Here is a 10629-nt window from a genome sequence, read left to right as displayed (position 1 = left end):
TAACGGATATACACCCACCCCTAACCCCGCGCAGCAAACACCCCCCGAGCAATCGACCGAGCCACACAATCAGCCGCCGCCGACCCAATCCGCCCAATCTCCACCTGCCGCCGAGGCCCATCCGCCACCTCCACTGCCCCCGAAGCCAACGCAAAAACCGTATCCCCATCAAACGGCAAATGCGCCGGCCGCACCGCCCGGGCAATCCCGTCCTGCGCCATGATCGCCACCCGCTTGCACTCCGCCACCGTCAACCGCGCCGTACTCGCCACCACCACCAGCGTGGTATTGGCCCCCGCTTGCAGACGCCCCATGGAATCCAGCCGCGACAACTCCGGCATCGGATCACTGCAATCCATCTCCGTCACCGGCCGCGCCCCGCCAAACTCCCCCGCCACCTCCCAGGGCCACGCCCAGAACGTCTCGCCATCCGGCATGTAGACCGAACCAATCGGGTTAGCCACCACCAACGCGGCAACCACCAACCCATCGCCCAAATCCAGGGACGCCGTCCCCAGCCCGCCTTTCAGCACCCCGGCCATGGCCCCACGCCCGGCCCCGACAGAGCCCAGCTCAAACTCCGGACCGGCATTGGCCAGCGCCTCAAACCCCAGCCGCCGGTAAGGTGGCTCCAGGCCCCAATCCTTGTCCCCGCCATTCGCCAAATCATGCAACACCGCCGCCGGCACGATAGGAATCGCCGGCGCACCCGGCTTCAAATGCAACCCCACCTGGTCCTGGGACAACTTCGCCGCCACCGCATCCGCCGCCGCCAGGCCAAACACCGAGCCACCGGCAAACACCAGCGCGTGCAGCTGGCCCACCATGTTCTCCGGCTCCAGCGCCGCGGTTTCGCGACCACCTGGGCCTCCACCGCGAATGTCGATACTGGCAGTCCAGAAACCATCCGGGCGGATCACCGTGACGCCGGTGTCGGCGTACAGGTCTGTGGCGTGGCCAACCTCCAGGCCGGGAATATCAGTGAGGGCGTTGCGCGGGCCAGGTCTAGGCATACAGAAAAGCTTCCTTGGGTTTAGGTATGGCGTGGGGAGAGCAAGGGGTGTGCCAAGGAGGCGCTCCCCCGGCCCAGCGTACGCTAGCAGCTTCGCGAAAAAATCCTCTGCACAAAAACCAACACCCTGCCCTCCCGCCTGTTAGAAAAACACCACCCGCCCCGCAAACCCTCCAACAACTCCTTGTTATCCAAGACTTTTCAGCGATGGCACAGCCTTTGCTCTCCTGCCTCCACCAGAGCTTGAACTTAACAAGCCGTCCTCGAACAAGGCCCGTTGCCTAACCACACTGGAGTGTTGCACATCATGAATCCATCACGCGCCGCAGGCCGCCGCCAACCCGGCAAGGCTTTCGCCCATACCCTGTTGTTCCTCGCCGTGTGCGAGGCCGTCAGCTACAGCAGCCTGACCCTCGCCGCCGACGCCCCGGCCAGCGATAACCCCCTGGACACCGTCGTGGTCATCGGCAACCGTGGCCAGGCCCGCACCCTGGCCGACAGCCCGGCGCCGGTGGACGTGATTTCTTCCAAGCAGTTGCTCGCCACCGGCCAGGGCGACCTGACCCGTGCCTTGAGCAAGGTGCTGCCGTCCCTCAACCAGCCGGCCTCGTCGGGCTTCGGTTCGACCTCGATCGTGCGCCCCATCAGCCTGCGCGGCTTGAACGGCGACCAGGTGCTGGTGCTGGTCAACGGCAAGCGCCGCCACAACAGCGCGCTGCTGAACAACGCCACCTCCCTCAACTCCGGCTCGCAACCGGTGGACCTGGACATGATCCCCACCGCCCTGGTGGATCACATCGAAGTCCTGCGTGACGGCGCCTCGGCGCAATACGGGTCGGACGCCATCGGCGGCGTGATCAACATCGTGCTCAAGCAAACCGACCACGGCGGCAGCTTGTCCACCACCTACGGCCAGAACTATGAAAACGGCGATGGCGAAACCGTGCGTCAAACCGGCAATGTCGGCCTGGCACTGCCCAACGACGGTTTCATCAACCTCGCCCTGGACGTGAAGAAACAGGACGTCTCGGACCGTTCCGATGCGGCGCCGTACACCGACAGTGCCGGCAACACCAGCCAACGCCACACCTACTACGGCACCGGCTTGCCCGAGGCGAAGAACTTCAGCCTCGGCTACAACGCCGAGCTGCCGGTCGCCGACGCGCTGACCCTGTACTCGTTCTCAACCTACACCCACCGCAACTCGGAAAAGCCCCTGGCATTCCACCAGCCGCCGTCGTTCAACGGCATCCAGACCCCGTACCCGGAAGGTATCGAAGACAACCTGCGCTTCATCGAAGACGACTTCCAGGTGGCGTTTGGCGGCAAGGGCCAGGCCGCCGGCTGGGACTATGACCTGTCGAGCACCTACGGCCAGGACCATGCCCGGGCCACCCTCACCGACACTTACAACCTGAGCTACGGCCCGAACTCACCGACCTCGGTCGACACCGGCGTAAAAACCTTCAGCCAGTGGACCAACAACCTCGACCTGACCCGCGCCTTCGACCTCGGCCTGTACAAGCCGACGCAGATTTCCTGGGGCCTGGAACAGCGCTACGAAGACTACAAGATCGGCAAGGGTGACCTCGCCTCCTACGCCAGCGGGCCGTTCGACACCGGTGCCAACGGCGCGATCATTCCACCCGGGACCATTTCCGGTGCCGGTACCACCCCGGCCGACGCCGCCGAAAAAAGCCGCATCAGCCTCGCGGGCTACGGCGAGATCGGCCAGGACCTCACCGAAAAATGGCACGTGGACCTGGCCGGGCGCTACGAGCACTACAACGACGGCTCGGGCACCACCACCAACGGCAAGTTCTCCACCCGCTACCAGCTGACCCCGATCCTGGCCTTGCGCGGCACCGTCAGCACCGGGTTCCGCGCACCGTCCCTGGCCCAGCAGATCTACAGCTCCACCTCGCAAACCAGCGTCAACGGGCAACTGTTCGACTACCGCAACGTGGCGGTGAACTCCGATGTGGCCAAGGCCCTGGGCGCGACCACCCTCAAGCCTGAAAAGTCGACCAACTACAGCATCGGGCTGACCCTGCAACCCACTGACAACACCAACATCACCCTGGATGCCTACCAGATCGTGATCAAGGACCGCATCGCCCAGACCGGTTACCTGGGCGGCACGCCGCAAATCAGCGCGATCCTCGCCGCCGCCGGGCTCAACCCGAACCAGGCGGTGACCTACTTCACCAACGCCCTCGACACCACCACCCGCGGCGTTGACCTGGTGGGCGACTACCGCCAGGACATCGGTGCCTATGGCAGCCTGAAATACAGCGCCGGCTTCAACTGGAACACCACCCAGATCGACTCGATCCACGCCTCGACGGTGGCTGCCCAGGCCCTCGGCCCGGACGGTGGCTATGACCGCCAGCGCCAGGGCAACCTCAAGTACGGCTTGCCGCAATCCAAGCTGCTGCTGGGCACCACCTGGACCTACGACAAGGTTGAAACCAGCCTCAACCTGACCCGCTACGGCTCCTACACCGAGTACGGCACCGCCGAGATCTACGACCGCAACTTCGCGCCGACCTGGATCACCGACCTGAACATCGACTACCACCTGACCAAGGCCGTGACCCTGAATGCGGGGGCCAACAACCTGTTCAACAAGTACCCGAAACGCACCGACCTGGTAAGCAGTTCCGGCGGCTTCCCGTACGGTACCTTTTCGCCTTACGGCACCACCGGTGGCTATTGGTACACCGGCGTGACGTACGCCTTCTGACCCAGCCCGCGGGGCCGGTTCGCCGGCCCTGCGCCTGACCTTTTGCGGGAGCCTGCCCATGACCCGACGTACCGATCAACTCAAGCTGGGGGCCTTCCTGGCCAACAGCGGCCACCATGTATCGGCCTGGCGCCATCCCCTGGCCCAGGCGGATGCCAGCCTGGATTTCGAGCACTTCAAACACATCGCGCAAACCGCCGAGCGCGGCAAATTCGACGCCTTGTTCGTCGCCGACGTGGTCGCCCTGTGGGGCCATCATCATGACGCCCTCAGCCGCACTGCCCGCGCCGAACACTTCGAACCCTTGACCCTGATGGCCGCTTTGGCAGCCGTCACCAGCAACATCGGCCTGATCGCCACCGCCACCACCAGCTACAACGAGCCGTACCATATCGCCCGCAAGTTCGCCTCCCTCGATCATCTGTCCAAGGGGCGCGCCGCCTGGAACCTGGTGACCTCGGTGGTCTCGGATGAGGCCTGGAACTTCGGCCGCGAAACCCATATCGACCATGGCGACCGCTACCAGCGCGCCGAAGAATTCCACGATGTGGTCAAGGGCCTGTGGGACAGCTGGGACGACGACGCCTTCACCCGCGACAAGGCCAGCGGGGAGTATTTCGACCCGGCCAAACTGCACACCCTGAATCATCGCGGCGAACATTTTTCCGTACGTGGCCCACTCAACGTCGCCCGCCCTCCACAGGGCCATCCGGTGCTGGTGCAGGCCGGTGCGTCGGAACCCGGCAAGGCCCTCGCCGCCCGCGTTGCCGAGCTGATTTTTGCGGTCAACCATGACCTGGCCGGCGCCCAGGCTTTCTATCAAGACATCAAGCAACGCGCCGCCGCCTTTGGCCGTGACCCCGACCACATCAAGATCCTGCCCGGTGTCACCCCGTTTATCGGCGAAACCCGCGAACAGGCCCAGGCGCTGTTCGAAGAGTTCCAGGCCCTGGTGGACCCGGTGCTGGGCCTGCGCTTCCTGGCCGACACCCTGGGCGATGACATCGACCTGTCGGGCTACGACCTCGACGGCCCGCTGCCGGAAACCCCGGTAGGCCAGCGCGGCAGCCGTCGCGACAAACTGCTGGAACTGGCCCGCAGCCAGAACCTGAGCATCCGCCAGCTGTACCTGCACCTGACCGCCGGCAACCCGATAATCGGCACCGCCGAAGACATTGCCGACTTCTTCGAGCAGTGGTTCGAAGCCCGTGCCTGTGACGGGTTTAACGTGTTCTTCCCGTACTTCCCGGGTGGCATCGACCTGTTCGTCGAGCAGGTGATCCCACTGCTGCAGCAACGCGGGCTGTTCCGCACCGAATACGAAGGCACCACCCTGCGGGAAAACCTCGGCCTGCCGCGCCTGGCCAATCGCTTTACCCAGGGAGTCACACCATGAAGCGCAGCGCATGGATGCTGGCAGTCGGCAGCCTGTTCGTCTCGAAGGCCTTTGCCCTGAACATTTTGCTGAGCAACGACGACGGTTATCAGCACCCCAATATTCGCGCCCTGTACACCGAGCTCAAGGCCCAGGGGCATACGGTGCGGATTGCCGCACCGCAGGCCGACCAGAGCGCACGGGGCGGTGCGTTTTTCTTTGGTCGCGAAGTCACCGTTGGCCATGACGACGACCCGGCCTACCCCGACAGTTACTACATCAGCACCACTGAAAACGGCGTGTGCCAGAGCCCCGAATGCGCCGGCAAAGACGTGCAGATCGAAATCAGCGGTACGCCGGTGATGGCCTTGCTGATGGGCCTGAAAAAAGTCATGCCCCACCCCGACCTGGTGATCGTCGGCCCCAACCCCGGGAATAACCTGGGGGCGATCAACAGCGCTTCCGGCACGTTCAACGTCGCCAGTGTCGCGGTGCAGGCGGGCATTCCGGCGCTGGCAGTCAGCACCGATTTGAAGGAGGCAGACCCACAACGCGCGGCGCAACTGGTGGCGAAGCTGGTCAATGCCCTGGACCAGCATCGCCAGCCCGACGGCGCGCTCTTGCCCAAGGGCCTGGGCCTGAATATCAACCTGCCAAAAGACCCACGGATCAAGGGCGTGAAACTCACCCGCATCGGCAGCTACGTGGGTTTTGAAGCGGTGTACACCGACGACCTCAAGCAATTCAAACTGCCGGGCAAACCCGGCATCGGCTTCCAGTACAGCCCCGCCGCCACCGCCGAGCAGCAGAAGCAGGATGAGGCGGTATGGCTCAACAAGGGTTACTTGACCATCAGCCCGTTCAGCGGCCTGCCGGAGTCGATCAACGCCGGCCCCGCCCTGCAAAAACAACTGGCCCGCGAGGTGCAGCCATGAGTTCGCGTTTTTCCCTGGGGTTTCTCAGCCGCGTCTACAGCCCCGGCTTCGAGCCCAAGGTCTACCGCGACACCGTGGAGTTGTTCAAGGTCGCCGAAGAGCTGGGCTTTGACAGTGGCTGGGTGGCGCAGCACCACTTCGCCAGCGAAAACGGCCGCCTGCCCTCGCCCCTGGTATTGCTTGCCGCCATCGCCCAGCGCACCCGGCGGATCAGCCTGGGCACCGGGATTATCGTGTTGCCCCAGGAAGCGCCGCTGCGCCTGGCGGAAGACGCCTCGGTGCTGGACCTGTTGAGCAATGGCCGGCTGGAGCTGGGCCTGGGTGCGGGTTTTGATCCCGACACGTTCACCGCATTCGGTCGTGAGCCTGAGGCGCGCCACCGCGATTATGAGCAGCACCTGCAACAGTTGATCCATGCCCTGGGCAACGCCCCCCTGACCGACAGCGGCTCGCGCCTGTTGCCACGGGCAGCCGGCCTTGGGCAGCGAATCTGGGAAGCCACCTCACGGGTGGAACGGGTGGCCGAGCGCGGCCACGGCCTGATTATGGCGCCCAACCCGCACCTGCCGCCCGAAGCCGGGGTAGAACTGGTCAACCGCTATCGCAACGCCTGGACCGGTGACAACGGCACCCCGCCCCGTGTCACCCGGGTACAGGCGCTGATCCCGAACCCGGACGCCGCCACGCGCAACGATATCCAGGCCTACGTGCAACGCCAACAGAGTATCGGCGTGTACAAGGCGCCGGTGGATGATGATTTCGACGCCACCCTCAGGCGCCTCGGCATCCTGCACGGCCCGGTCGAGCAGATCATCGAGCAGTTGCAGCAAGGGCCGAGACTGACGGCCAACGACCACCTGGTGCTGCAAGTACAGACCGCCAGCACCCCGCTGCGGGAGGCGATCCGCGCGCTGGAAATCATCCGCGAACAGATCGCCCCGGCCCTGGGCTGGCAACCGACACTGCCCCAAGGAACCCTCACATGAGCTTCAAACTGGGCTTTCTCAGCCACGCCTTTGGCGACGATCCACAGCAGGTCTACCGCGACCTGATCGAACAATTCGAAGTCGCCGAGGCCCTCGGTTTCGACGGTGGCTGGATTGCCCAGCACCACCTGAGCAACGGCTTTGGCCGGCTGCCGTCGCCGCTGGTATTGCTGGCGGCGGTGGCCGAGCGAACCCGGCATATCGAACTGGGCACCGGGGTGATCGTGCTGCCTTTCGAAGACCCGATCCGCCTGGCGGAAGACGCCAGTGTGCTCGATGCCCTCAGCGGCGGCCGGGTGCAATTGGGCCTGGGCAGCGGCGGCGCCAACCTCGACAATTTCAGCGCGTTTGGCCGTGATGCCGTGCAACGCCAGGTCGATTTCAGCGAACACCAGCAGCAGGTCCAGCAGTTACTCGACGGCGAGGCATTGATGCCCCACAGCGCGCTGACCCTGCAACCGCCAGCAACCGGCTTGAGCAGCCGCTTGTGGCACTCCCACGGCAGCCTCGAAGGCGCGGCATACACCGCCAGCCAGGGCAACGGCTTGCTGCTGGGCACCGCCACCCACGATCCGCTGACGGTGCAAAAACCCCTGGCCGATGCCTACTTGAATGCCTGGACCCGCATCGATCGCCCACCGAGAATCGGCGTGGTGCGGGCAATTTTCCCGGCAGCGGATCGCGCCAGTGCCCAAGCGGAACTGGCGGTGGATATCGAGCGCCACATCCCGCGCCTGCAACGCGAAGGCCTGATTGATCAAGCCGTGGACCTGCAGGAGCACCTGCGCCTGATGAACGTGCACCACGGCCATCCCGACGAAGTGATCGCCAGCCTGCAACAGGACCCGTCCCTGCTGCCCTATGCTGACTACGTGATCGCCGTGGTCCAGGCCGAAAGCTCGACCCAGGCGCAGATCCTCAAGCGCCTGGAAATCATCGCCCGGGACATCGCCCCGGCCCTCGGATGGCGAGGACGAGAGTAGGATGATCAAACGCCCTGAAAGCGTCAGCTCCCGTAGCAGCTGTCGAGTGAAACGAGGCTGCGTAGCGGTGTGCCAGATACACCGCGAACGCAGCCTCGCCGGGGCTCGACAGCTGCTACGACGACGCGTGATGCTGATGCCAAACTATGGAGCCCGTGTATGCCCCTTGAATTCAGTTGGTTGATGCCCCTCTGTACCCCCGACTGGGCGGCGCGGCCGGGGCAGTGGATCCAGCTGGCCCAGGCGGTGGAATACGCCGGCATCGACGGCCTGTGGATCCCCGGCGGCGCGCTGTGTGCCGACAGCCTCGGGGTGGCGGCGGCGTTGTGCGCCCACACCCGCCGGGTGCAATTGTCGGTGAGCGTACCGCCGGAAGTCATGCTGCCGGCGGCCCTGGCCACCACCCTGCAAAGCCTGCAATCGATCAGCAGCCACCGGGTGCGCCTGCACTTGCCCGACGGCGAACAAGGCAGCCTGCGCAGTGCGTTTGGCGAATGGCTGAACCGCGACCAGCGCAGCGAACGCATCGGCGAATACCTGGAGATTCTCCAACAACTGCTGGCACCGAATGACGGCGGCCTGGATTATCAAGGCCGCTATTTCCAACTGGAAAACGCCGGCGTCGCCCGCCGCGAACTGCCCGCGCCGCCACTGGTGCTGGACGACAGCCAAAGCCACGCGCTGGTGGCTGGCCACGCCCAGGTCTGCCTGTTGCGGCCTGGGCATCCGCAGTGGCTGGACCAGGAAATACAACGCTGGCGCCAGCTTCAGCCGGGCCTGGCCTTTGCCTGTACCTTCGGCCTGGTCATCGGCGACAGCGAGGACCTGGCCTGGGAAACCGCCGCCGCCCTGCTGCCGACCCAGGACCTGCCCAACCACCGCATCGCCACCGTGCCCCGCGACCGTCACCCGTTGCGCCAGTGGGAGATCCACCCGAACCTGCTGCAACTGCACCCTGGCCAACCGTTGATCCTGGTGGGCACGCCCCGCCAAATCGCCACGCGCCTGCAGGAACTGCACGGCCTGGGCCTTGGCCACATCATCCTGCAAGGCGGCCCGGCGGTCGGCGAAGTGCTGCGCTTTGGTGAACAGATCCTGCCGCTGCTTTTTCAACACGGCCTGCGCAAGGAGCGCCTGCACCATGAACACTGAGGTTCGCCCCCCGATCCAGCTCGACTGGTTCCTGCCCACCAATGGCGACGGCCGCCACCTCACCAGCAGCGGCCTGCCCAAGGTCGGGCTGTTCCAGCAAGGCGAACGTGCCCCCACCCTCGATTACCTGCGCCAGATCGTGCGGGCTACCGAACAGGCCGGGTTCGACGGGATCATGGTGCCCACCGCCAGCGGTTTCGAGGATCCGTGGCTGATTACCGCGGTGCTGGCCCAGGAGGTGCGACGGCTTAAATTCCTCCTGACGTTGCGACCAGGCATGGAGCTGCCGGCCTATACCGCCCACCGTGCGGCGACCTTGCAATTGCTCAGCGAGAATCGCCTGGCGTTGCATGTGGTGACGGGGTCCAGCCGTTTTGAGCAGCGTTCGTTGGGGGACTTTCTCGAACACGATGAGCGTTATGCGCGTACTGCGGAGTTTTTGCAGGTGTTCCAGGCGGTGTGGGCTGGCAAGCAGCCGGCGCATCCGGGGCGCTACTACCGCAGTGGGATCAACACGCCGGTGGCGCCTGGGGCCGAGGTGCCGGCGATCTATTTTGGGGGTGCCTCCGAGGCTGCCGAGCAGGTGGGGGCTGCCCATGGGCAGACGTACCTGATGTGGTGTGAGCCGCCGGCGATGATTGCCGAGCGGGTGCTGCGGATGCATGAGTTGGCCGCGATGCAGGGGCGGACGTTGCGCTTTGGGTTGCGCTTGCACATCTTTGCCGATCGCACTGACGAGGCGGCCTGGGCGCATGTGGAGCGGCTGTTGGAGGAGATACCCAAGGACGCCATTGACCAGGCGCAGCGGCAGATGGCCAAGTATGAATCGGTGGGGCAGAGTCGCCAGACCGAGTTGATGAAAGGCCGTGGGCGTGGGGCGCGGGAGCTGGAGGTTTCGGCCAACCTCTGGGCCGGTGTGGGCCTGGTACGGGGCGGGGCCGGGACCGCGCTGGTGGGGAGTTATGAGCGGGTGGCGGAGCGGATCGAGGAGTATCACCAGCTTGGGGTGGACAGCTTTATTCTCTCGGGGTTTCCGCATCTGGAAGAGTCGATTCATGTGGGGGCGGAGGTGTTGCCGTTGTTGCGCAGGATTGGGGCTTCGGGGAGGGATGTTGAGGTGGGTCGGGGTTGATTGAGTACATATCCGTTTCTTCGGTTATGGCTGATATTGGTTCCGCTCTTACAGCGGCTCACTTTTGAACAGCGCAAAAGTAAGCAAAACGCTCTTGCCCCACCACTCGGCACCTCGCCTAGGCTCGGTGTGCCCTCACTCCGGCTTTGGACCGTGGGCCGCCGTCATGGGCCATCCCTGGCCCAGGACGGCTAACCCGGCGTCCTGCCGGGTTACCCACGCTCCAAAGCCTGCGTTCGGCCAGCGTGGTTTAACGGGGCGCCCAAGATCAAGATCAAAAGCAGATCAAGAGCACAGCGGCCTACCGG

The 10629-nt window shown here is 64.8% G+C and carries 8 protein-coding genes; 7 read left to right on the top strand and 1 reads right to left on the bottom strand.

Translation table 11 applies throughout. The features are described from left to right. Positions 1-20: 20 nt before the first annotated feature. Complete coding sequence (locus JV201_RS10955) at positions 21-1013, bottom strand: P1 family peptidase (protein WP_003218615.1); 993 nt, start codon at positions 1011-1013, stop codon at positions 21-23. Between the two features lie 306 nt (positions 1014-1319). Here JV201_RS10955 and JV201_RS10950 point away from each other — a divergent pair, with 306 nt between their 5' ends. The 7 genes from JV201_RS10950 (at position 1320) to JV201_RS10920 (ending at position 10321) form a co-directional block, all read left to right on the top strand. Then, entirely contained in the window at positions 1320-3758 is a 2439-nt protein-coding gene (locus tag JV201_RS10950) for a TonB-dependent siderophore receptor (protein ID WP_177116524.1), read from the top strand. A gap of 58 nt (positions 3759-3816) precedes the next feature. Further along, positions 3817-5154, top strand: coding sequence for an LLM class flavin-dependent oxidoreductase (locus tag JV201_RS10945; RefSeq protein WP_219406888.1), 1338 nt, complete (start codon positions 3817-3819; stop codon positions 5152-5154). Next, positions 5151-6068, top strand: coding sequence for a 5'/3'-nucleotidase SurE (locus JV201_RS10940; protein ID WP_003218619.1), 918 nt, complete (start codon positions 5151-5153; stop codon positions 6066-6068). The genes JV201_RS10945 and JV201_RS10940 overlap by 4 nt, the downstream gene beginning before the upstream one ends. Further along, positions 6065-7054 carry an LLM class flavin-dependent oxidoreductase gene (locus JV201_RS10935; RefSeq protein WP_177029478.1) on the top strand — a complete coding sequence of 330 codons (990 nt, stop codon included), beginning with the start codon at positions 6065-6067 and terminating at the stop codon, positions 7052-7054. Before JV201_RS10940 ends, JV201_RS10935 begins: the two co-directional genes overlap by 4 nt. Continuing rightward, positions 7051-8037, top strand: a complete 987-nt coding sequence (locus tag JV201_RS10930; RefSeq protein ID WP_003218623.1) for an LLM class flavin-dependent oxidoreductase — start codon at positions 7051-7053, stop codon at positions 8035-8037. The genes JV201_RS10935 and JV201_RS10930 overlap by 4 nt, the downstream gene beginning before the upstream one ends. A 159-nt stretch (positions 8038-8196) precedes the next feature. After that, positions 8197-9189: an LLM class flavin-dependent oxidoreductase gene (locus JV201_RS10925; RefSeq protein ID WP_003218624.1), complete on the top strand. Its 993-nt coding sequence runs from the start codon at positions 8197-8199 to the stop codon at positions 9187-9189. Next, positions 9179-10321 carry an LLM class flavin-dependent oxidoreductase gene (locus JV201_RS10920; RefSeq protein ID WP_219406887.1) on the top strand — a complete coding sequence of 381 codons (1143 nt, stop codon included), beginning with the start codon at positions 9179-9181 and terminating at the stop codon, positions 10319-10321. The genes JV201_RS10925 and JV201_RS10920 overlap by 11 nt, the downstream gene beginning before the upstream one ends. Positions 10322-10629 lie beyond the last annotated feature (308 nt).

Origin of the sequence: Pseudomonas sp. Colony2 (assembly GCF_019382755.1) — a bacterium.
Lineage (GTDB): Bacteria > Pseudomonadota > Gammaproteobacteria > Pseudomonadales > Pseudomonadaceae > Aquipseudomonas.
This window is presented reverse-complemented; position numbering and strand designations above follow the sequence as displayed.

Bases quoted from the DNA above. Each gene is read 5' to 3' on its own strand.
- JV201_RS10955 (WP_003218615.1), bottom strand. From the start codon at position 1,013: ATGCCTAGACCTGGCCCGCGCAACGCCCTCACTGATATTCCCGGCCTG.
- JV201_RS10950 (WP_177116524.1), top strand. From the start codon at position 1,320: ATGAATCCATCACGCGCCGCAGGCCGCCGCCAACCCGGCAAGGCTTTC.
- JV201_RS10945 (WP_219406888.1), top strand. From the start codon at position 3,817: ATGACCCGACGTACCGATCAACTCAAGCTGGGGGCCTTCCTGGCCAAC.
- JV201_RS10940 (WP_003218619.1), top strand. From the start codon at position 5,151: ATGAAGCGCAGCGCATGGATGCTGGCAGTCGGCAGCCTGTTCGTCTCG.
- JV201_RS10935 (WP_177029478.1), top strand. From the start codon at position 6,065: ATGAGTTCGCGTTTTTCCCTGGGGTTTCTCAGCCGCGTCTACAGCCCC.
- JV201_RS10930 (WP_003218623.1), top strand. From the start codon at position 7,051: ATGAGCTTCAAACTGGGCTTTCTCAGCCACGCCTTTGGCGACGATCCA.
- JV201_RS10925 (WP_003218624.1), top strand. From the start codon at position 8,197: ATGCCCCTTGAATTCAGTTGGTTGATGCCCCTCTGTACCCCCGACTGG.
- JV201_RS10920 (WP_219406887.1), top strand. From the start codon at position 9,179: ATGAACACTGAGGTTCGCCCCCCGATCCAGCTCGACTGGTTCCTGCCC.